This window comes from Shewanella pealeana ATCC 700345, assembly GCF_000018285.1.
GTDB lineage: Bacteria > Pseudomonadota > Gammaproteobacteria > Enterobacterales > Shewanellaceae > Shewanella > Shewanella pealeana.
Map to the genome: position 1 here is coordinate 2,515,615 of NC_009901.1, position 21,635 is coordinate 2,537,249.

At 41.2% G+C, this 21,635-nt stretch carries 19 protein-coding genes; 12 read left to right on the top strand and 7 right to left on the bottom strand.

Going from position 1 to position 21,635, the window contains the following annotated elements:
• The first annotated feature begins 1 nt into the window (after position 1).
• From lapB to SPEA_RS10890, 4 genes are all read left to right on the top strand, one after another.
• Positions 2-1,162 carry a lipopolysaccharide assembly protein LapB gene (gene lapB / locus SPEA_RS10875; RefSeq protein WP_012155312.1) on the top strand — a complete coding sequence of 387 codons (1,161 nt, stop codon included), beginning with the start codon at positions 2-4 and terminating at the stop codon, positions 1,160-1,162.
• Positions 1,163-1,228: 66 nt separating this feature from the next.
• Complete coding sequence (pyrF, locus tag SPEA_RS10880) at positions 1,229-1,924, top strand: orotidine-5'-phosphate decarboxylase (RefSeq protein ID WP_012155313.1); 696 nt, start codon at positions 1,229-1,231, stop codon at positions 1,922-1,924.
• Between the two features lie 75 nt (positions 1,925-1,999).
• On the top strand, positions 2,000-2,806 hold the full coding sequence (locus SPEA_RS10885; protein ID WP_012155314.1) for an SDR family oxidoreductase: 807 nt from the start codon (positions 2,000-2,002) through the stop codon (positions 2,804-2,806).
• A gap of 61 nt (positions 2,807-2,867) precedes the next feature.
• Positions 2,868-3,410: a DUF2058 domain-containing protein gene (locus SPEA_RS10890; RefSeq protein ID WP_012155315.1), complete on the top strand. Its 543-nt coding sequence runs from the start codon at positions 2,868-2,870 to the stop codon at positions 3,408-3,410.
• A 210-nt stretch (positions 3,411-3,620) separates the two neighbouring features.
• Here the strand turns inward: SPEA_RS10890 and corA are convergent, their stop codons facing one another.
• Positions 3,621-4,568 carry a magnesium/cobalt transporter CorA gene (gene corA / locus SPEA_RS10895; RefSeq protein WP_012155316.1) on the bottom strand — a complete coding sequence of 316 codons (948 nt, stop codon included), beginning with the start codon at positions 4,566-4,568 and terminating at the stop codon, positions 3,621-3,623.
• A 321-nt stretch (positions 4,569-4,889) separates the two neighbouring features.
• On the opposite strand from corA, the gene SPEA_RS10900 reads away from it, so the two are divergent.
• On the top strand, positions 4,890-6,650 hold the full coding sequence (locus SPEA_RS10900) for an acyl-CoA dehydrogenase family protein (RefSeq protein WP_012155317.1): 1,761 nt from the start codon (positions 4,890-4,892) through the stop codon (positions 6,648-6,650).
• 112 nt (positions 6,651-6,762) lie between these two features.
• Here SPEA_RS10900 and dacB read toward each other — a convergent pair whose 3' ends face one another.
• Together dacB and SPEA_RS22965 are read right to left on the bottom strand one after the other, a co-directional pair.
• A complete protein-coding gene (dacB, locus tag SPEA_RS10905) occupies positions 6,763-8,196 on the bottom strand; it encodes a D-alanyl-D-alanine carboxypeptidase/D-alanyl-D-alanine endopeptidase (RefSeq protein ID WP_150102221.1) in 1,434 nt (477 codons plus the stop codon).
• Between the two features lie 183 nt (positions 8,197-8,379).
• On the bottom strand, positions 8,380-8,556 hold the full coding sequence (locus SPEA_RS22965) for a hypothetical protein (RefSeq protein ID WP_012155319.1): 177 nt from the start codon (positions 8,554-8,556) through the stop codon (positions 8,380-8,382).
• 253 nt (positions 8,557-8,809) lie between these two features.
• Between SPEA_RS22965 and SPEA_RS10910 the strand changes: the two genes are divergently transcribed.
• The 4 genes from SPEA_RS10910 (at position 8,810) to SPEA_RS23260 (ending at position 11,701) form a co-directional block, all read left to right on the top strand.
• The gene (locus SPEA_RS10910) at positions 8,810-9,142 is read left to right on the top strand and encodes a DUF1904 family protein (RefSeq protein ID WP_012155320.1); all 333 of its coding nucleotides are present in this window, start codon (positions 8,810-8,812) and stop codon (positions 9,140-9,142) included.
• 10 nt (positions 9,143-9,152) lie between these two features.
• On the top strand, positions 9,153-10,466 hold the full coding sequence (gene pssA / locus SPEA_RS10915; RefSeq protein WP_263053345.1) for a CDP-diacylglycerol--serine O-phosphatidyltransferase: 1,314 nt from the start codon (positions 9,153-9,155) through the stop codon (positions 10,464-10,466).
• Positions 10,467-10,580: 114 nt separating this feature from the next.
• Positions 10,581-11,342 (top strand): tRNA-uridine aminocarboxypropyltransferase, encoded by a 762-nt coding sequence (locus tag SPEA_RS10920; RefSeq protein WP_012155322.1) that lies wholly within the window; start codon positions 10,581-10,583, stop codon positions 11,340-11,342.
• A gap of 212 nt (positions 11,343-11,554) precedes the next feature.
• Positions 11,555-11,701, top strand: coding sequence for a hypothetical protein (locus tag SPEA_RS23260; RefSeq protein WP_190272102.1), 147 nt, complete (start codon positions 11,555-11,557; stop codon positions 11,699-11,701).
• A gap of 24 nt (positions 11,702-11,725) precedes the next feature.
• Here SPEA_RS23260 and SPEA_RS10930 read toward each other — a convergent pair whose 3' ends face one another.
• The 3 genes from SPEA_RS10930 to SPEA_RS10940 form a co-directional block, all read right to left on the bottom strand.
• Positions 11,726-12,325 carry a response regulator transcription factor gene (locus SPEA_RS10930; protein WP_012155324.1) on the bottom strand — a complete coding sequence of 200 codons (600 nt, stop codon included), beginning with the start codon at positions 12,323-12,325 and terminating at the stop codon, positions 11,726-11,728.
• Positions 12,318-14,108, bottom strand: a complete 1,791-nt coding sequence (locus SPEA_RS10935; protein ID WP_012155325.1) for a sensor histidine kinase — start codon at positions 14,106-14,108, stop codon at positions 12,318-12,320. The genes SPEA_RS10930 and SPEA_RS10935 overlap by 8 nt, the downstream gene beginning before the upstream one ends.
• A gap of 340 nt (positions 14,109-14,448) precedes the next feature.
• The gene (locus SPEA_RS10940; protein WP_041410927.1) at positions 14,449-15,669 is read right to left on the bottom strand and encodes an FAD:protein FMN transferase; all 1,221 of its coding nucleotides are present in this window, start codon (positions 15,667-15,669) and stop codon (positions 14,449-14,451) included.
• A gap of 193 nt (positions 15,670-15,862) precedes the next feature.
• Between SPEA_RS10940 and SPEA_RS10945 the strand changes: the two genes are divergently transcribed.
• From SPEA_RS10945 to SPEA_RS10960, 3 genes are all read left to right on the top strand, one after another.
• Entirely contained in the window at positions 15,863-17,206 is a 1,344-nt protein-coding gene (locus SPEA_RS10945; RefSeq protein ID WP_012155327.1) for an FMN-binding protein, read from the top strand.
• A gap of 81 nt (positions 17,207-17,287) precedes the next feature.
• A complete protein-coding gene (locus SPEA_RS10950) occupies positions 17,288-18,328 on the top strand; it encodes a porin (RefSeq protein ID WP_012155328.1) in 1,041 nt (346 codons plus the stop codon).
• Positions 18,329-18,891: 563 nt separating this feature from the next.
• Positions 18,892-19,674: an RluA family pseudouridine synthase gene (locus SPEA_RS10960; RefSeq protein ID WP_012155329.1), complete on the top strand. Its 783-nt coding sequence runs from the start codon at positions 18,892-18,894 to the stop codon at positions 19,672-19,674.
• 59 nt (positions 19,675-19,733) lie between these two features.
• Here SPEA_RS10960 and SPEA_RS10965 read toward each other — a convergent pair whose 3' ends face one another.
• On the bottom strand, positions 19,734-20,888 hold the full coding sequence (locus SPEA_RS10965) for a site-specific integrase (protein ID WP_083766710.1): 1,155 nt from the start codon (positions 20,886-20,888) through the stop codon (positions 19,734-19,736).
• Positions 20,889-21,635 lie beyond the last annotated feature (747 nt).

Sequence of the window (21,635 nt, forward strand, 5' to 3'; positions counted from 1 at the left end):
TATGTTAGAAATCCTGTTTCTGCTTCTTCCAATAGCAGCCGGTTACGGTTGGTATATGGGACGCAGAAGTGTCAGACAAAAGCAGACAAATCAGCGAAAACAGCTGAGCCGAGACTATTTTACTGGGCTTAACTTTCTGTTGTCTAATGAGTCAGATAAAGCCGTCGATCTGTTTATCAGTATGCTTGATGTCGATGACGATACTATCGATACCCATCTTTCTCTAGGCTCACTATTTCGTAAGCGCGGTGAAGTAGACCGCTCGATCCGCATTCATCAAAACTTAATTGCTAGACCGAGTCTAACCACAGAGCAAAGAGACATTGCTATGATGGAGCTTGGCAAAGATTATCTCGCTGCTGGTTTTTATGATCGTGCAGAAGAGATCTTTATCAATTTGGTCAATCAAGATGACCACAGCGAAGAATCTGAGACTCAACTGATTGCGATATACCAAGTGACTAAAGATTGGCAGAAAGCCATCGATATTATCAAAAAGCTCAAGCGTAAGCGTCAGCATGAACTTAAACACGACAGCGCCCATTTTTATTGTGAGTTGGCAAACGAAGCCGAAGATGATGCGCTTAAGCTTAAGAATTTACAGTTAGCGATTAAACAAGATAGCCAGTGTGCTCGTGCCTTATTAACGCTCGCTGAGCAATATTTGAAACAAGAAGAATTCAAGTCTTGTAAACAAGCCATTGAAAAACTGCTAACAACGGATATCGACCTAGTACCGGATGCCTTGGCCATTGCTAAAGAAGCATACTTGCTGACAAACGACAGTACGGGTTATCAAGAGCTACTTAGAGAGGCGATTGAAAAGGGGGCTGGTGCAAGCGTCACCATTACCCTTGCTCAGCACATGATTGAGCAAGGCCACCCGAAGGATGCAGAGAAGTTAATTATGGAAGGTCTAATAAGACACCCAACCATGAAGAGCTTTCAGCACCTAATGAAGATGCAATTACTGCAAGCGGAAGAAGGGCAGGCAAAGAAGAGCTTATCGATGCTAGAGCAGCTTGTAGAACAACAAATTAAATATCGACCAGGGTATCGCTGCCGAGAATGTGGCTTCCCATCACACAGATTATATTGGCATTGCCCCTCCTGTAAGCATTGGGGCAGCATTAAAAGGATCAGAGGTCTAGACGGAGAGTAACCGTTAGAGCTTCTGGTTTATCAACAAAAACAGTAAAACCTACACCGCAAAGCGATTGGAGAAAGAATGACTGACAAGCCTATTTTAGTTGCCCTAGACTATGATAATAAAAATGATGCTTTGCAGCTTATTGATCAATTAGATCCAGAGATGTGTCGATTAAAAGTCGGCAAAGAGATGTTCACTTTGTTTGGGCCGCAATTAGTCACAGATATCCACAACCGCGGATTTGAATTGTTCCTTGATCTTAAATTCCACGATATCCCGAATACGGTAGCTAAAGCGGTTGCAGCAGCTGCAGAGCTGGGCGTTTGGATGACAAATATCCATGCAACTGGTGGTCTGGCAATGATGGAAGCGGCTAAGCGTGCTCTTGAGCCATACGGCGATAAAGCTCCGTTACTGATCGCAGTAACAGTGCTGACATCTATGAGCGACGACGAACTTAAGCTACTGGGTATTAATGTACCGGCATCTGAACATGTATTGCGTTTAGCTGCCCTGACTAAACAAGCAGGCCTAGATGGTGTTGTTTGTTCAGCTCAGGAATCTGCACTTTTGAAAGCCAAATTTGGTCAAGATTTTAAGCTGATTACGCCAGGTATACGTCCTGAAGGCAGTGACAAAGGTGATCAGCACCGCGTAATGACGCCATCACAAGCGTTAACTGCAGGTTCAGATTACTTGGTGATTGGCCGCCCAATTACCAAAGCGGCTGACCCATTAAAAGCATTACAGGCGATACACCAAACGATTGCTTAATTGAGTATTGCCTAGTAGGTTAGATTTATATTCGCATGACTGCTTAAAAAATCTAATTCTAAGGGAGAAGTTACAATGTTTAGCTATCAAGGAAAGAATGTTGTCGTTGTAGGTGGTACTAGCGGGATTAATCTTGCTATTGCCGTTCACTTCTCTCAAGCCGGAGCGAATGTTGCTGTGGCGAGCCGCTCCGTCGAAAAAGTAGATGCCGCTGTAGAGTTATTAAAACAAGCAAACCCTAATGGAGAACACTTAGGTGTTTGCTTTGATGTCAGGGATCTTGAGGCCTTATCAAAGGGCTTTGCTACTATTAGTGATGCCTTCTCAACTATCGATGTTTTAGTGAGTGGCGCCGCCGGTAATTTTCCGTCAACTGCTGAAAAGCTTTCCGAAAATGGTTTTAAGTCGGTAATGGATATCGATCTCTTAGGCAGTTTTCAGGTGCTTAAGCAGGCTTATCCATTAATGAGTGACACTGGTGGAGCGATTATACAGATCTCTGCACCACAGGCGTTTGTACCTATGCCTATGCAAGTTCATGTGTGCGCTGCTAAAGCGGGCGTTGATATGTTAACTAAAACATTAGCAATAGAATGGGGACGCAAAGGGATCAGGATAAATTCAATTGTCCCAGGTCCTATAGCGGGAACCGAAGGCTTTAATCGGTTAGCCCCATCAGAAGAGCTGCAGGCTCACGTTGCGCAAGGCGTTCCATTAAAACGTAATGGGCGTTGTGAAGACATTGCCAACGCGGCCCTATTTCTCGCTTCAGATATGGCCTCGTATATCACAGGCACTGTGTTGCCAGTTGATGGTGGTTGGTCATTAGGTGGGGCTGGTTCTGCAATCGCCGAGATCGGCCAATTAGCTAGACGCAACTAAGTAAGATACGAATAAAAGTTCAGTACAATTAGAGTAATCGTTAATTTAGAGATTTTTAGATATGGCAAACCCATTTCAAGAGCAGCTTCTTAAAGCTGGTTTAGTAAGTAAACAAAAAGTTCGTGACACTAAAACTCAAAAGCGTCGTGATAGAAAAGCTAAGGTCGATGATGGCTCTGAGGCGCTTAAGAAAGAGATAGCCGCGAAGAAACAAGCTCAGATTGAAAAAGACAAACAATTAAATGAGCAACGCTTTGCAGCAGCAAGCGAAAAAGGCCTAGTACGTGGACTGGTTACTGAGTTTAAAAGGTTTGCAATTTCAGCACCGAGAGATGCTGAAATTAAGTTTAACTATACCTTTGAGAATAAGATCTTTTCATTATACGTAAATGAAAAGATTCAGGGCGAATTGCTTAATGGCCATCTAGGTATTATTCGTCATGAAGAAGTTAGTTATCTTGTGCCGCATAAGTTAGCTGAGCGGGTTAACTTACTAGTACCAGAGTGGGTAGGCTATCTTTGGTCTCAGGAAGACAGTACTGAGGTCGTTGAGGAAGATGATCCATACGCAGATTATGTTATTCCTGATGATCTAATGTGGTAACCACTATTCTGTTAAACAGTGACGTTTAAAGCCGTAATGATCAACTCATTATGGCTTTTTTTTTGCCTCTTCTTAAACTAGTTTGCCTTGTTGCATGTATTTTCATACAGTAATCGTACTAGCTTATAACACCACTATATTCGTTATCGCCTATAGTCATTCCCTCGAGCCTGTCAACAAAGTCGACTGGCAACGAAATGTCTAGTATGACTATAACCAGCGCTTTAATTTGAAAAAACCAAATGTGGCTGCTGCACTGGCGAACATTAGTGCTATGGACCATGGATAACCATAGTGCCAATGTACCTCTGGTATATTCTCAAAGTTCATACCATAGGTACTTGCTATTAATGTTGGCGGGAGAAAAACTATTGCCGTGATAGAAAAAATTTTGCTAATTTTATTCTGCTGCAAACCGGTAAAACCCATGGCGGCATCCATTAAAAAGTTGATTTTTTCAAAAATAAACTGAGTATGTGGTATTAACGATGCAATGTCAGATAGCATATTATTAATATCTTTTGCCTCATCGTTAGTCAGTTCAATTTGGTTATCACGCAGTATGTAATTCAGCGCACGTTGAGTATCGAGTAGGTTTAGGCGGATCTTTCCATTGGTGTCTTCCCTGTTTGTGATCAGTTTAAACACCTTATCAATATGATCTTTTTCAAATATTTCATGGCCAACATTTTCCAGAGTGCTATAGATCTCTTCAATAAGATCGGCTAGATGGTCAACTTTCATTTTGAAGAGCTGAATGAACAATTGCAGTGGTGTGATCTGTGGAGTGGGTTCTTTTTGCAGACTGGTCAATAATGAGTCTAATAATCGTTCATTATCATCTCGAATGGTGATCAATAACTGCTTTCTAAGATTAAAGTAAATATTAACTGAGCTTAGCGTCTGGCCAGACTTTTGACTAAATAAGGAGTTTACGTGTAAACCATCTTTGTTTTGGTAAAAGCGCGAAGAAGCCTCAATTTCATTTCTATCTTCCCTATCGGGCACCTCAGCGGAGGAAAAGCTGGATAACCATAACCTTTCAGCCTCAATGGGTTGATATATATCCAGCCATAATGCTGTTTCAGGTAAAGACTCTTTAATATTGATAGTTGTAGCAGTGACTTGGTGATGTTCATAGCAATACGCAGTGATCATGTTGGCCCCATAGCAAAAGAGTGATATTAGTTGAAACTGACAATTAAATATTAGTCAATGATTGCAAAGATATAGTATTAAAATTGAATGATACTTCCCTATCAGATCGCTAAAGCTTAACTCTACAGCTGCAATACAAGGTGGAAGTAACTTGCTGTAGTTATTGTGCCTAAGTAGGCAGAAGAGAAATTTTGATTGAAGGAAATAACTTAGATGCAGATGTTGGTTTTACTAAAAGATTTATCGTGAAAAGGGTGTCATTTGCAGCTACTTCTGATAGATTTGAAACAACTGTTTAAATCTATTGTTTAAGAGCCCTATATGAACCCGTATAACGCCCCGTTAGCTGAGATGCGCTTCTTACTTGAAAAAGTCTTTGATGCACCAAAAACTTGGTCTGAAATGCCTGCAATGGCAGAGACTGTTGATATGGATACTGCTGCGGCTATTTTAGATGAAGCTGACAAGATTAGCCGAGAGCTAATCCATCCTATTAACCGCAGTGGTGATGAGCAAGGTGTACGTCACGAAGCTGATAAGGTGATCACACCTGATGGTTATAAAGCAGTTTATGACCAATATGCAGAGGGTGGCTGGGTAGGTTTATGTGGCGATCCAGAATTTGGAGGCATGGGAATGCCGAAGATGCTGGGCGTGCTTGTTGATGAGATGGCATACAGCGCTTGTAATGCATTTACGCTGTACGGCTCATTAACTGCAGGTGCTGCGCTGGCTATTCATGCTCATGGCAGTGAGGAAATCAAAGAGCAGTATCTGCCTATGATGTATAGCGGTGAGTGGGCTGGAGCCATGGATATGACTGAGCCACAAGCGGGTTCGGATCTACGTAACATCCGCACCAAGGCTGTGCCTAATGAAGATGGTAGCTACAAGATCACAGGTAGTAAGATTTTCATTACAGGTGGCGATCATGATTTAACAGAAAATGTGATTCACTTAGTATTGGCTAAGTTACCAAACACCAACGGCATTTCATTGTTCCTAGTGCCAAAAATTAAGGTGAATGCAGATAATAGTTTAGGTGATGCTAATGGCGTGACAGTGGGTTCTATTGAACACAAGATGGGGCTTAAGGGCTCGGCAACTTGTGTAATGAACTTCGATGATGCTGAGGGTTACCTGATTGGTAAACCGAACCGCGGTCTAGTGTGTATGTTTACCATGATGAACTATGAACGTTTAGCCATTGGTATTCAGGGGCTAGGTACTTCACAAGCAGCATATCAAATGGCGGCTGATTATGCGAAAGAGCGAGTGCAGGGCGTTGCAGCGGGTGGTTCTCCAACGGGGGCTAACTGCGATCCAATCCTAGTCCATGGCGATGTTAGACGTATGCTATTAACGATTAGAACCTTGACTGAGGCAGGGCGTGCATTATCTGTCTATACCGGTCAGCAATTGGATTTAGCTAAGTACTCAGAGGACCCCGATGTTAAAGCTAAGGCTAGCCGCTTTATGGGACTGCTCACACCTGTTTCAAAAGCCTTCTTAAGTGATCGCGGGCTTGACGCTGCCATCATGGCCCAGCAAGTGTTTGGTGGACATGGTTACATTCGCGAAACGGGGATCGAACAGCTAGTCCGTGATACCCGTATTGCTCAGATCTATGAAGGCACTAACGGTATTCAAGCGATTGATTTCCTCGGCCGTAAAGTCACAGGAGACAATGTAACCGCACTGTCAGAATTTATTACTGAGCAAGTGGCTAACATCAATGGATATCAACATGTTAGTGACGCAGATAAAACTCGGATACTAGGATTGTTAGAGCAACTACTCGTGGTTGCAAAACAGGTTAACGAAAACAAACTATCGCATCCAGCCCTGATTAACGCTTGTGCCGTCGATTATTTGGATGCCTTCGGTTATAGTCTTTATGGTTGCTTCTGGTTAGCAATGGTTAATGCGGCTAATGATCACGATGATGATAATTTTAAACAGCAAAAATCGCACCTTAATCGTTTCTATTTTGACAAGTTAATAGCTAAAGCAGATTTCCATTTATCACAGGTTAGCATGGGTGATGCTTCTATCATGCAGATGGATGCCGAGCTATTCTAAGCAGACTTTGCGATAAGCTAGTCCTGCAAATAAAAACGCCACTTTTAAAGTGGCGTTTTTATTTGTTATTAAAACTTGAAGATAATTTGGTCTAGTTTGTATGTCCGTTTAACTAGGGTTGACTTTTTTGAAGCATAGACTGTAAAAATAACACGTTAAAAGGTGCGACTTCGGTTTTTTTGACCGAAGGACTATGTCCATTTTCTAAGATCACAAACGCTTGGGTTAATTGTCCATCTTGTTTAATAAAGCCCGCTAAATTCGCCACTCCCATCATTGAGCCTGTTTTTGCCAACACAATTCCTTTAAGAGGCAAGCTTGTGTAGCCACTACGATAAGCTAGTGTCCCAGTTTTACCTGCGATAGGCAGTTGATCGATTAAGAAGTTAAGTTGTTTATCTTGTTTGATAAGTAGCAGTACTTGGCTAAGTTGCTGGGCGCTGAGTAGGTTATAACGAGATAAACCAGAACCATCGACGATATTGGCACTGGATAGATCGATGCCTTGATCGGTTAAGATCTGCTTCATTGCCGTGCTTCCGTTAATAAAGGAGCCCGGCACTCCGTAAATATGCTGCCCTAGACGCTTTAGCAGGCTGTCTGCGATTAAGTTATCTGATTTTAACAACATGGTATCAGTCAGATCGGAAAGGGGCTTAGATTTGTGCTGCGCAAGCAACAATGTATTGGCAGGTCTTTTACTGGTTAGCAGTACATTGCCGTTGATACTGATCCCTAAGTTCTCCAGCATATTCGTTAGGCTATTTTGCGCATAAAGGGCTGGGTCAGAGATGGCTATCGAGAGTTTTAACGGTTTTTGGCCAGCGTAGCAACCCGATAACGCAAACTGATTATTAGAGTGACGTTGTAAGCTTAATTCGCAAAAAGGAATGTCATCGACTTTGTCGAAAACAGCAGTATTTGTGATGGAAATGGGTTCGAATTGGCTAAATGTCAATTTTGACTGATTATCGGCAAGGGTTGGTGCTAACTTGGCTTTTACACAGTTTTGATTAAGGATATAGCGGGAAACTGGCGCAGCATAACAGATCCCCAAGTCATCCCAAACCCAACCAGGTGCCTGTAGAGTCTCTTGCTGATCGCCAACTAAATAGAGATTCCCCTCGATATGTTTTAAGCCTTGTTTCTGAAGCAGCTTAAATAACTGTCTTAGATCGTTTGTTGTAAGTGTTGGATCGCCATCGAACCTGAGGAATAAATCTCCCTCAATACGATTGTTTTTAATCCCGACAAAAGAATCTATCTGTGTTGTAAAGCTAAAGTCCCTGCCTAATGCCTTGGTTGCTGCAACGGCTGTTAACAACTTCATTGTACTAGCAGGGACAAATAGACGCTCTGCGTCCTTACGAAATCCTACATCAGCCTTTAAATCTTTGGCATTGTTATCAAGAGGGCTGACAATTATGGCTGTTTGAGAAGTCTTAGGTTCAATTATTTTGACTATGTTAGTTAAGTAATCATTAGCCAGCACTGGGGTTACAAACAGCATCAGGCTAAGAGTGGAGGCAATAACGCGTTTATGCAAAAGTGAGCCCTTGTTCTATGTGTAAAGATATGTGTGGCCAGCAAATAAAGAGAGCTGAACGAGCAAACTCAATCAACAAGCTTAATTAGCAAAACTCAATCGGCAAAACTCAATCGGCAAAACTCAATTGGCAAACTCAATTGGCAAAACTCAATCGGCAACTAAGTGAGCCAATACTGAGCATTAGTCTGGGCTATTGAGATCGTCTTTCTCCATCAGGCGATACAGCCTAAAAGTGACAAATAAAACCAGTCCAAAAAATAGCGGTAATACTAAAATCCCCAACTGGGCTTTAAAGTGAAATATACTCCATGCGCCTAGCAGCACGACCATTAGGGTTACCAGTGTCTTAATATTCATCAAGTTGTCCAAAGCGTAATAACTAGCACCATATTAGCAAAAGCGTGTCCATTTATCAGTGACGCTTTTGGCAAACTAAGCCTGTTTAAATATAAAAATTGATATAGATAGAGTCAGCATTTTCTGACTACTATTTTGGCGAACAGCGCAAGAACCCAGCTAAAACTGGCTCTAGAGAGGGTTATTAACAGAAAAACCTTGCTCAAAGAGACTTAAATCGGTAATTTCTATGCCCTTATCTAGGAGGATCTTTATGCCACATATAAGAGTTAGCGGAATACCTGAAGCGGCAGTTGCCACACTGAGTATCGACCTACTCAAGGCATTAGCCGATATCTGTCAGGCAAAACCAGAGTCTTTCATTCTCGATTGGATAAATAGCAATAGTTATCGTGATGGCGATCAGATCAAAGATATTGCTCAAGTCGAGGTGTTATGGTTTCCAAAAGATCCCGAAACACACCATCGTGCACAAACGGTTATCCGTGAAGCCTTACTAAAGGTTTATCCGGGGCTAAAACATGTGATTGTCATGTTTAGAGAGCTTGAACCGAGCACTTATTATAAAGATGGTCAGCACTATTAAGGAGAGAGCCTTGCTGAGTAAGCTAGGTGGCATACCGCTACAACCAGATTCGCTTTCATGGCTATTAACGCCTAAAGCGTTAAAAGCTGAATTGTTATCTCGAATTGCAACTGCAACGCATTCTATCTATATCGCAGCACTCTATTTAGAAGATGACGAAGCAGGTAGAGAAATTATTGCCGCTTTGATAGCGGCGAAAAACCAGAACCCTCAACTCGATGTCAAAGTGCTTGTTGATTTTCATCGTGCCCGTCGTGGTCTTATTGGCCATAAAGGTGACAGTGGCAATTACTTTATGTATCGCAAGGTCATTGAGGCTGCAGAGCACCCTATCGATATTTTAGGGGTACCGGTTAAGTCCCGTGAGTTTATGGGCGTGCTGCACCTTAAGGGCTTCATTATTGATGACACTGTTATCTTTAGTGGCGCAAGCTTAAATAACATCTATCTTCACCAAGATGATAAGTATCGTTTTGACCGTTATCATGTGATTGAATCTGCAGAGCTTGCTCGCAGTATGCGTGAAATGATCCAAACTTATTTGGTTAATGATGTTGCAGTTAGCTCTTTGACTCAGCCTAAAGAAACCGAGCAGCTGCCAACCAAAGCAGAGGTTAGCAGCCTCAAGCATCGCTTATCAAAAGCTGAGTATAAATATACTGAGACTCGAATTGGCAATCGCGTTACGCCGTTAGTGGGTCTTGGGCGTAAGAAAAACAAGTTAAACAGGGTGATTGTAGCAATGGTAGAGGAGTCTCAAAACTCACTCTTTATTTGCACTCCCTATTTTAATCCGCCCTATATCTTAGTTCGAGCATTAGCTAAGCATCTGCGTAATGGTAAGAAGATAGATATCGTTGTGGGTGATAAAACCTCAAACGATTTTTACATTCCACCAGAGGAAGAGTTCTCTACCATTGGCGCACTGCCTTATATGTATGAGCAGTCGCTTAGAAAATTTGCAAAACGCCAGCAATGGGCGATTGAGAATGGTCAGTTAAACATTCATCTATGGAAAGATGGCCGTAACAGCTTCCATTTAAAAGGGATCAGCGCCGACAGTAATCGCCATATGATCACTGGCAGCAATCTAAACCCAAGAGCTTGGGCGTTAGATTTGGAAAATGGCTTATTATTGCAAGACGATAATGAATGCTGGAAAGAGAAGTTTGAGCAAGAACAAGCGCACATTCTTGAACATACTGAGCGTCTGTTTCATTATAGCCAGATTGAAACGCTAAATAATTATCCTGCGCCAGTGCGTAAGATCATGAAGCGAATTAAGCGTTTGAAAGCAGATTTTCTGTTAAGACGTATACTTTAAGTATGTCGATTGACTAACGATTAAAAGCCTGCCGATGAGTAGGCTTTTTCTTTTTAAAACTTATCCACTCAGATAGTTATAATTTCACATAGACACTATTAGGTTTTAGCTAAAATGACTTTGCCAAAGCATGCGATTCATCGCCTGTATGAATACAGAAAAGCGATCTCTTCTCGGCCTTTTACCGCTAGAGGCAAGAATGTTATACGCTGCCAATCTTGCCTGTTAGCAGAAAAGCTCTGCACCTGCCGTTATCGCAAGCAAGTCGATAGTGAGCTGGCTTTTATGCTCATCATGTATGATGACGAGGTGTTAAAACCGAGTAATAGTGGTCGCTTGATCGCCGATATTATTCCAGACACCCATGCATTTATTTGGTGTCGTAGTCAGCCTAACCGTAAAATGCTTGAGATAATCAATGATCCAAGCTATCAGCCTTATGTTATTTTCCCGTCGGAATATGCCGTTGAGGGGCAGGCTGTGGTTGAGCGTGTTGAGCCATCTATGTTGGCACCAGGCAAGAAGCCACTGCTTATTTTGCTTGATGGAAGCTGGCGTGAAGCGATTAAAATGTTTAGAAAGAGTGAGTATCTGCATCAATTTCCACTTTTTTCATTCTCACCTGAATCAACCGCATCCTATGCACTTAGAAAAGGGGCGCGTGATTTCCAACTTGGCACAGCAGAGGTAGCTTCATTAGCCTTGTCAGCGGCGGGTGAAGTACAAAATGCTGCGGTGCTAGAGTCCTGGTTTGCGTTCTTTGTCGAGTCTTCCTTACACGGTCGTAGCCGTAATAAACGTGAAGAGTCGGCTTTATCCCAGCTTAAGCAAGAATACTTCGATGCCTATCAAAAGGTTTCTAATAACAAGAACTAGGAACAGAAGAGTTTACAATCGGAAAAAGAAGAAATAGATAATCTAGTAAATCAAGACGTTGAATCTGTTGTTATATACGTTATGCTTAATGTTCGATAGCAGATAGGTAAGGGCAATGGATGGCTTTAAGTAAGGTTTTGGTTTATTTAAGTTTGATTTGCTCGTTTAGGTCTGTGTTTTTTGTTTTATTAGCCTTATGCTCTGCTTCTACAATGCCGGCCAATACCTTAGATACGGCTAACAGTGAACTCTTGGCCAAAAGCCGTTATAGCGCAGGGCTAGTTTGCCAAGACAAAGGTTGGGAGTTCTGCGCCCGCTGGGCTCAATTTAGGCGCAGCCCAAGTAGTCGTATCGCATAAGTGACTTATTAAGGAGTGAACCGACTATTCGGTACTCTTACCCATCAAAAAAGCCAATTCGGCAACGTTACTGACCTGCATTTTTTGCATCACTTTCTGACGGTGTAATTCTAGAGTTCGCTGTGCAATATTAAGCTCGGCAGCAATCACTTTATTGAGCTTACCCTCTAGTACCTTTTCCATCACTTCATGCTCTCTAGGAGTCAGTGCTTCAAGCTTATCGCTTAGCGCTTCACGTGCTAGTTTACGCTGCATGTTAAGCTTTGTTTGGGTTTTGGCCTGCTCAAGTAGCACGACAAGCTTGTCACCATCTACGGGCTTTTCAAGAAAGTCTAAAGCCCCTCTTTGAATCGCTTGTACCGCCATAGCAATATTGCCATGGCCACTCAACATGATCACAGCGATAGGACTTTGAGCCTTAGTGAGGAGTGACAGTAGCGCGCTACCATCCATACCTGGCATCTGTACATCTAAGACTGCAATGCCTTCATTGTGAAGATTGACTTGATTTAAGAAACTGTCGGCGGACAGGAATCCTTGGGGTTGGAAGCCAAGCCCATTTAACATCCAAGTCAAAGAGTCTAATACCGCTTGATCGTCGTCGACTAGATATAAGTTACACAATTTGAGGCCCCTTAATAGGTAGGGTTATTGTTATGGTCAAACCTGGAGCGGCCGAGCCTTCAAGGTTATTGTTAGCTGCGATGATCTCGCCGTCATGTTCTTCGATGATCCTTTTACAGATAATCATCCCAAGACCTAAGCCGTTCTCTTTTGATGTTTCAAAAGGGAAGAATAACCGTTCTAGGGCTGTTTCGCTTAAACCAGTGCCATTATCTTTAAATACAATAGAAGCCTGCTCAGCTTGCTTAGAGAGCGTTATAGATAGACAAGGCTCCTTAGTTTGAGCCATGGCATCGAGTGCATTACGAATAATATTAACGAATACTTGTTGTAAAAGACTCGGATCGGCTTTAAGGCTAACCACTAGGCTATTTAAGTCTGGAGTCAGCTGTATTCGGGAAAACTCGGCGGCCATTAGGCTGAGCGTATCTTCTAAAACCTGATTTAAACAACACTCGGTCATCACACTAGGTTGTTGGCAGAAGTGCCTAAAGCGCTTAATGGTCGATTGAGCCCTATCGACCTGCTGAATGGCTTTATTCATGGCCTCTTTAAGCTCGACTTGATCATCAGACAGGCGATAAATACAACCCTGAGTGAGATAACGGATCCCTGCTAAGGGTTGATTAAGTTCATGGGCGATGCCTGACGCCATTTCACCAGTCAACAAGACGCGTTGAGCCTTATAAAACTGCTTTGTTTGCTCTAGTAGGGCTTTTTGTGTTTGAGTGTGTAGTTCAACTTCTGCCTTAAGATCTCGTGTGCGCAGCACTACAAGTCGCTTTACTCTAAGGTGATGAATATAACCGAATAACAAAATTATTGCGGCGACAACAGCCCAGGGCAGTGCACTCTTAAAAATAGAGGTCCAATTGGTGACAAATGGCCATTGCTGTAACTGTTTCAGCAGTTTAAAAACATGGCTATCGTTTACCGTGGCAGACCACGAGTCATAGCGGCCTTGTGTTGCTGCATGATCTATGGGTTTTATTGAAAGTAACGAGCGTACGACTTCAGTTGCTAAGCGATGATCTGTCTTGCCAAGTTTGGAAAAAGAGTAATAGGGATATAGCTCGCTTGAGGTTTGACATTGAAAGCTAGGTGCGTCTTTAGCGAGCACGACTTGCAGGGCCTTAGCCGCAATCTCGCCTTTTAATATCGCATTCTCAAGCACACAAGTGGGCAGAATTGCTATATCAGCTTTACCGTCAACTATCAGTGACAATAACTTTTGCTGGGGAAACCCAACAAAATTCAACTGTTTAAAATCATTGAAGGGATTTAAACCGTTATGGGCCATTTCGCCGGCAAAAATTTGAAAGCCACCGAATGCTTGTTTATCAGTTGAAATTGCTCTGAGGGTCTTTAAATCATCTAGATTATCAACTTGCTCGTGCGCCCGCATGATCAATGCTGAGCCTACCGATTGCGTAGGGTGCTTATTACCTCGAGGAACCAGTGTGAGAAGACTACTTGTCCCAAAGTCTTTTTTATAGCTAACACCGGTTAACGCATTAGTGATTAAAAAATCTAATTTTCCCTGTGCAACATCGGCGTCTAATTCGCTCGGTGTCAATGCGACCAATTCAAAAGGCGTGTTTAAGTCTGCTGCGATTCTATCTATTGTCGGTTGCCAGCGCTTTTCTACGTTCTCTGGATGAGTAAATGCCAACACTCCGACACGAATTGGGACTGAGTCTTGAGCAAAGCTATAGCATGCCTGGAAACAAGAGAGAGTAAGGCAACTCAGTGCTAAGAAAGGGCGTAGTTTGGATATCATCATTGAGTATGTGAAAGAAACACCTGGCTATTATGACCTTCTTATAGATAAATGTAGTAGTAAAAACTGGCGTCGGGTGAAGTATGTCACATATTTTACTTGGATGCGGAAAACCACTACATATCAAATTTAATCAACTCATTATAATAAATGAGCTTGATAAACTATGTGTTTTTAATTAAATAGTGGATTATGATAATACTGAATTAAATTTGTCACAATTTAATTCAGTATTATTTGTTGCAGGGATTGCGACTTATATTCGGTATTTCACGAAACTTTTAAATTTCATTCACATGTTCCGTGAAAAATTCAAGTTCAATGTAGAGTGGAACAAGAAAAGTTAGAGACTCATTCGGTAATCTTTGAAGTTGTTACTCTCTTTTTTATCACCTGCTGCATTTAAATACCATATCGCTTCGACATCGTTATTATGGTTAGTGTAGTTAATAGCCTCGTTAAGTGGCATTAAAAACAATGCAGTGGAAATTATGTCTGCATAGATCTGATTATCATTCATCACTATGGTGGTCGAGATCCCCGCTTTCTTTGGGTATAAGGTTTTAGGATTAATAATATGATGGTATTCTTGGCCATTAACACGATAGTATCTTAGATAATTTCCGCTCGATACCACAGTAATATCTTTACCTGTAATCACTTCATGAAATTGACCTGCAAAACTTTGGCATTGCTCGAGTGAGTTATTGTACTTCTTACACACTGGATCTTCGACTGCAGTTGTAAACTGGCGCCCTTGTGGATGAAGCCCGTAATGGCGAATGTTGCCACCTGCATTGATCATAAAATTGTCTATACCATCATTTTTTAATTGGCGGTAAACCATCTCTGCCATCCAGCCTTTGGCAATCCCCCCCAGATCTATGCTCATACCAGCTTGCATTTTTATAGTATTGTTAGCTACATCTAGATCAATATTATTGATGTTAATGAGTGGCTTGGCTGCATTAAGTTCAGCATCCGTCGGGATATTACACTTGTCTTGTGATTTACGCTCGCCTTTACATTGTGCCCTGTAACCTCGCCAGATATCGATCACAGGTGACAAGGCTATGTTGAAGTAACCATCCGTTTTATCATGCCAATCAATGCTGGCTTTAATCAGTTGAGTCAACTTAGGATCCAGATGATGAGTCTTTTCCGGCTCATTATTAATACTCTTAATATTAATTACATGGGGATAGGTACTGTAGTTTGATGCTAAGTAATGGTATTCCTGTATCACTTTTAGTGCATTGCAAAGTGCTAGATTTATATTCGAATTATTTTTGTCATATATATTGATGCTAATTGAGGTGCCAAAATATTTTAACGTTGTTAAATTTGTGACCCCTTGGTCAAGAGTAATTGTGGCATTACCTTCACATCGATATGGTTGACCTTGAGTATCAACCTTAATGATTTCGAAATCTGGTGCTGGTGGAAGTACTGTTACCGCAGCTTTATTTACAGAGACTTGGGTTTCAGTGCGATGCTCTTCAAAACCAGCTTGACTAACGTTAGTGGCTGTTAGTAAAAGCAATAAAGGGTAAATACGTTTCATAATAAAGCCTAAGAATGTCGTTATTATTAAATGAATATCATATTGATGAAGAATAATGTTCATCAATAATCGGTAGTGTTAACTGTGTCAAATAAATAGTACGCAACTTAACGTATTGCGGTTTTCCGCAATTGTGAAGAATTATAAACCTTCTATTCTGACCTCAATGAAATAACACTCGAAGGCTGACAGAATGAAAAGCTCAAAAATATTCAATAAAACACTCGTTAGTAGCGCCGTATTATTTGCCACTATGACCCTTGCTGGTTGCTCTAGCACCATGGAGCAGGCTAAATACGCTGATGGTACTCATGATGTGTCTGCTAAAGGGAAAAAGGGCTTAATCACCTTAACCGTTGAAGTTAAAAACGGTCATATTATCGATATTAAGACTAAGTCTCATAATGAAACAGAGTCTCTTTACCTAAATGCCGAACGCCTATTATCAAAGGTTGTAACTAACAATGGTCATGAAGGTATTGACGCCGTTTCAGGGGCAACTTACTCATCTAATGGAATTTTAAAAGCAATCAACAGTCTTCCAAGAGCCGACGGTAGCCAAGTTGAATATGTAGCTGTGGGGGCAAAAGAGGAATCTGGTGATGACAACTTTAAACTCAAATGGTCTATTCAGCCTCAACTTGGTCTATTGAAAGGTGATTATTACTACGAGGAAGCACGTTTTCGTCAAGGTCACATGGGTAGTGTCTCTATCGTTACCGAGATAAATAACTCAGATAATGTGATTTTTGCTGAGTTTAACGAAAGTGGCCGACCAAATTATTACACCCGTTTATACCAAGATGTGCCTAAGCGTATGTCGGAATACAACTTCTCTATGGGTAAGAAGAAGGGAACTGCCTGGGTTCAATCGGCGCTTACCATGGAGAAGCTCATGGTTGAGCAAGACAAGTTGACGTTTGATCTTAACCCAGACTTTGATCCTTCACTTGGCAATAAGTTAAAAGAACCTAATCGTCTTAAGTATGCAGGTATCGATGTTGTTGCAGGCGCCTCAAACAGTATTCAGCAATCTATGGTGCCATTAACCGCTAAAATTCACGCAAATATCAACGGCAAAGGTACCAATGAAAGATTCTATCAACACGCCGAAAAGCTTGTCGATGCCAAAGGTAACTGGACAGGCGTGACCGCCATGTTACGTCTAGTGGTGGATACAGAGACTAAACAAATTACCAAAGCTCATTATGATGAAGTATTTGCCGACGAAAAAGCGCAGATTAAAGATGCTTCGCAGAAGAAGTTTTACCGTCAATCTAAGTATGAATCTATCAACTACGTAGAGCCTGCTCGCATTGGTTTCAATGTGATGATCGATGGGTTGAACGCTCATCTACAGCAAGGTGGCTCACTGTTTTTAATCGATGATTTACCTGCAACAGGTGATACCGGCAGCTATGCCGCTACTGGATTCACCAAACGTTCGAACTCTTGGGATAACTACTTGAAGCAAGCTGAGATCTTGTATAAAGAGATGCGCCAAGACGGAATGATCATTGAGCATAAGAAGCAATAATTCAGCTCTAGTGTACGGCTCCTAAACGCCTTAGCGCTAGGGAGTCGTCAGCCTTCCTATTTGATAAAATATTGAGAGAAGATGATGAAAACAATTAAATTAACATTGCTTGCCGCTGCAGTATTAGCTTCACCAAGTGTTATGGCAGATGCCTATAAGTTCTATGGTCGTATCGATTACTCGGTGACTCACTCAGACAGTGGTAGTGCGACTCATAGTGGCAAAAGTGGCACTATTTTAGAGAACAACTGGAGCCGTTTAGGTGTTAAAGGTGATGCGGCGCTGAATGAAGAGTTTACCGTGTTTTACCAAATTGAAGTTGGTGTAAACGGTGCTAGTGAGGGCAAAAGCAATAACCCATTTTCAGCGCGTCCTACTTTCCTTGGTATTAAACACTCTACAGCAGGTCAGCTAGCAGCCGGCCGTATTGATCCTGTATTTAAGATGGCGAAAGGCACGGCCGATGCAATGGACATGTATTCGCTAAAGCATGACCGTTTATTTGCAGGTGATAAACGTTGGGGAGATTCTCTTGAGTATAAAACCGTTAAATGGAACAAGCTTCAATTTGGCGCAAGCTACATTCTAGAAGATAATTACTATGACGAAGATGATGTACGCCGTGACAATGGTAACTACCAAGTTGCATTAACCTATGGTGATAAGCTTTTCAAAACTGGCGATTTATATCTTGCAGCCGCATATACCGATGGCGTTGAAGACATCAAAGGTTTCCGCGCTGTTGCTCAGTACAAAATTGACAAGCTAATGTTAGGTACTATTTACCAAAGCTCTGAAATCGTTAATCCAAACTTAGATAACTGGCAGCAGCGTGATGGTGATGGTTTTATTGTTAGCGCTAAATATCAGATTGATAAGTTAACACTTAAGGCTCAATACGGTCAGGACGACTCTGGAACGGGTAAAATTGCAGGCCGAGTTTATAGTCAATTAGGCGCAGCAGCGACTGAAGTGCCTGAGGTCTCTCAATGGGCTATTGGTGCTGAATACCGTCTTTCTAAATCAACTCGTGTTCATACTGAAATCGGTCAATTTGATGTGAAACAATATTCAGATTTTGATGACACGATTGCTAGTGTTGGCTTTAGAATCGATTTCTAATCGGGACTTTTGATAGCCCTTATTGATAGAAAATAGTTAACCTGATGGTAGATGTAGACTGTTATTGTTAATCATAATTCTTGAACTAAAAGTTCATATCTGCTTAGAAGAGCAGCTCCCAAGGAGCGTACAAGGATGTACGTTCTACTGCCTGTAAAACTTCAATTTCCTACACACTTCTTTGTTAAGCTATGCATTATTTTGCATATAAAAGCGCGTAAGTTAAAAATATCTCGGGGTTATATTTTTGTAATCGCCTTTTTATGCAATGAGGTGCATACATGCATTGCTCTAACTTTTGTGATACTTGATTAAATAAATAGTTTATTTTCCTACTTTTAAAGACTTAACTAACAGTATTTTTATACAGACTTTGGTGCTGATATAATGATCGATAGCGATGTGTAGACAAAAAAATTAGCAAGATTTAGAACGAGAGTAGTGGGTAGGTAGAGCAAGATTTTGAATAACCTCTAGAATATTTTAGCCGTTAAACGCCTAGTTTCGAAGCTTTTATGCCATCCAATTAACGTATTTATAAGCTCGTTGCTGTGGTAAAACTCATGTATCATAAGCCGTCTTTTAACTCTATCGAGTCAATCTCATTGCAACTTATTCCTACAGCAGCTGACAATTTTATTGCGCCTCCTTGTTTTGAGGAGATCACTATTCTGTTTCAAGATGAGCACCTGTTATTAATCAATAAGCCCTCTGGTTTACTGTCTTTATCAGGTAAGAATCCAGCGAACCTTGACTCTGTTCACTATCGATTAGTTAAAGATTTTCCCGATTGCACCTTAGTGCATAGATTAGATTTGGGCACTTCGGGCATTATGGTGATAGCACGAAACAAGACGGTTAATGCGCTTTTGTGTAGGCAATTTAGTGAACGCTCGGTATTAAAAGCTTATACAGCATTGCTGCTTGGCGAGATTAAAAATGAAGATGGATTTATTGATGCGCCAATTGCGAAGGACAAGCCAAACTTTCCATTAATGAAAATTTGTGACAAAGAGGGTAAACAGGCTCGCTCTTTGTATAGAGTTTTAGCTAAAGAATCTTGTGCAAGCCTCGATGAAAAAACTCAGTTACTTAATAACAAACGTGAACATATAGCTGATTCAGTTGCTGTTACTAGAGTTGAGTTTATTCCTGAAACCGGTCGAACTCATCAATTACGGATCCATAGCCAGTACTTTGGTCACCCAATTATCGGCTGTGATCTTTACGGCTCCGACTTTTCTTATCGACTGGCATCAAGGTTGATGCTGCATGCAACACGGCTTGAATTTGATCACCCCATCACAGGGGAAAGGATAGTGGCAAATAGTCCGTGTCCATTTTAGTTTTTCATAAAACTAAAACTTAAACTTAAAATGAAGCGACCTAACAATCAAAACAAGTATTAATCTTTAGGTTTTAAGTAGTGTCGCAATGATCTTGGATCTGTATGCCCAGTTCTTGCCATGATGTAGAGATGGTCTTTATCATTTTCATGGAGCTGGGTAACACAACCGCTTCGTAAACTATGGGCTCCATAGAATCGAGAATTGAGTCCCGCCTTATCACAGTATTTTTTTATCATCTGATAAATGTCATCCCCCTTTAAAAAACCCTTACCTATTTTTTCTTGAGTGATCTGATACTCTCTAACTGAGTTGCCATCACGGCTAAGTGATCTAAACAGGTGTCCCTGTTTAATCTTGGTGGCGTCGAGCCATTGTTGAACGGCATCATAAGCAGAAAATAGTTCTTGTTTAGGGAGATCTTTCCACTCCCTTTGTCCCTGCTGGTTACTCTTTGAATAGGGTACCCGAACCTTTAACTTCTCTCTTAAAAAACTAATATGCTCAATTCTGACTTCTGCTAATTCTGAACGTCTAAATCCACCTTGCAGGCCAAGCTGTAAAATAGCCTTATCTCGTAAACGAGTTAGCTCTTTTGGTTGTTGATCAATTACGGCCAATAACATCTCCAGTTCGTCATAGGTGATCGGTTGCTGATCATAGTCAGAAACATGTCGATATTGGTTACGCATCAGGCCGCGCATCACTCGGATCACCAGTGGATGTTCAGTCGGTGAGTGCAATGCGGCTTGAATATGAAAGAAACGGATTGCCGCCAAACGGGTGTTGATTGTTTGTTTTGATAGCTGGTGGCCATTCTTTTCCTGGTAGAGCTCTTTTTGATGACCGATAAAAGAAATCACACTGCGAGGGTCTGCGGGCAGGGGACTTAGATTATGTTGATCGCAGTAATTCTTGAAAATGGTAAAACTGGAACGATAGACTCGGCGAGTGTTAGCAGAGATCTCATATTGGGTTTCACCAGCCGCACTTTTGTAATCATCTAAGATTGAGATAGGAAGTTGCTGCTCTTTGAAGAACTTCTCATTGTGATCAAACTGAGAAGTTCGACTCTCTGCTAAGCCAGAATTAAATCGAGTCAGAGCACTCTCGCCATCAACAATAGCGACCTCTTGAGGAGCATTCTCTATCAGATCTGAGTCTTCGATTTGTGAAAAGCCCTCTATTTCAGGAAAGTTTTGCTCAGAATTCATCTTTAGATCTTTGGCCTTAATCTGTAAAAGTGACGTTAAATCCAGCATTTAACGGCAGGTATTCTACTTAAAAACCCTTATCCCTACCAGTGATAATCGTCATTATCACTGGTAGAGCGGGATTAAATACTTTTTGATTAATTTACCCACAGATATCATGCGGGAGGGGAGGTTTTTGAGTGAATATTAAGCGGTATTGTCATGAGTTTTTATACCGCTATCTTTTATTAATTAGCTATCAATGTTGGTGAGAGCAGTATTAATAAAAGACTGGTTAAACCATTTAATATGGCGGTAAGCATATAAGATCGTAGGAGCCCCTTGATCCTGTGTTGATATAGGTGAGTTTTGTAACCCAGTTTTAGACGTATTTGGCTGAAGGCGCTGCTAAGCAAACAAATCAGTAGAAAATCTAACTGCGCTATATTTTGTTATTTGCCTATCAAGTATAGCCACATCTATATTGGTATTTATATGGTACAACCATTATATTGGTTTTTTAGATTGATTATTTCAGAGATTCTGGAATATTTAAACGGCTATTTGAATTGAAGTTGAATGCTGCAGGTTCATCTATAGGAGATACTGCAAAATTGACATGCACATTTAAATTATTATGGTGACACCATTTTATTGTTTAGTTTTGTACTAAAGAAACCAGATTAAAAATATGCTAGCGTAACTAGTAACTTAACTATAGCAGTAGCATGTCCATCAATAATATATATGGTTGAACCATACTTTAAA

Bases quoted from the DNA above. Each gene is read 5' to 3' on its own strand.
- lapB (WP_012155312.1), top strand. From the start codon at position 2: ATGTTAGAAATCCTGTTTCTGCTTCTTCCAATAGCAGCCGGTTACGGT.
- pyrF (WP_012155313.1), top strand. From the start codon at position 1,229: ATGACTGACAAGCCTATTTTAGTTGCCCTAGACTATGATAATAAAAAT.
- SPEA_RS10885 (WP_012155314.1), top strand. From the start codon at position 2,000: ATGTTTAGCTATCAAGGAAAGAATGTTGTCGTTGTAGGTGGTACTAGC.
- SPEA_RS10890 (WP_012155315.1), top strand. From the start codon at position 2,868: ATGGCAAACCCATTTCAAGAGCAGCTTCTTAAAGCTGGTTTAGTAAGT.
- corA (WP_012155316.1), bottom strand. From the start codon at position 4,568: ATGATCACTGCGTATTGCTATGAACATCACCAAGTCACTGCTACAACT.
- SPEA_RS10900 (WP_012155317.1), top strand. From the start codon at position 4,890: ATGAACCCGTATAACGCCCCGTTAGCTGAGATGCGCTTCTTACTTGAA.
- SPEA_RS22965 (WP_012155319.1), bottom strand. From the start codon at position 8,556: ATGAATATTAAGACACTGGTAACCCTAATGGTCGTGCTGCTAGGCGCA.
- SPEA_RS10910 (WP_012155320.1), top strand. From the start codon at position 8,810: ATGCCACATATAAGAGTTAGCGGAATACCTGAAGCGGCAGTTGCCACA.
- SPEA_RS10920 (WP_012155322.1), top strand. From the start codon at position 10,581: ATGACTTTGCCAAAGCATGCGATTCATCGCCTGTATGAATACAGAAAA.
- SPEA_RS23260 (WP_190272102.1), top strand. From the start codon at position 11,555: ATGCCGGCCAATACCTTAGATACGGCTAACAGTGAACTCTTGGCCAAA.
- SPEA_RS10935 (WP_012155325.1), bottom strand. From the start codon at position 14,108: ATGATGATATCCAAACTACGCCCTTTCTTAGCACTGAGTTGCCTTACT.
- SPEA_RS10940 (WP_041410927.1), bottom strand. From the start codon at position 15,669: ATGAAACGTATTTACCCTTTATTGCTTTTACTAACAGCCACTAACGTT.
- SPEA_RS10945 (WP_012155327.1), top strand. From the start codon at position 15,863: ATGAAAAGCTCAAAAATATTCAATAAAACACTCGTTAGTAGCGCCGTA.
- SPEA_RS10950 (WP_012155328.1), top strand. From the start codon at position 17,288: ATGATGAAAACAATTAAATTAACATTGCTTGCCGCTGCAGTATTAGCT.
- SPEA_RS10960 (WP_012155329.1), top strand. From the start codon at position 18,892: ATGTATCATAAGCCGTCTTTTAACTCTATCGAGTCAATCTCATTGCAA.
- SPEA_RS10965 (WP_083766710.1), bottom strand. From the start codon at position 20,888: ATGAATTCTGAGCAAAACTTTCCTGAAATAGAGGGCTTTTCACAAATC.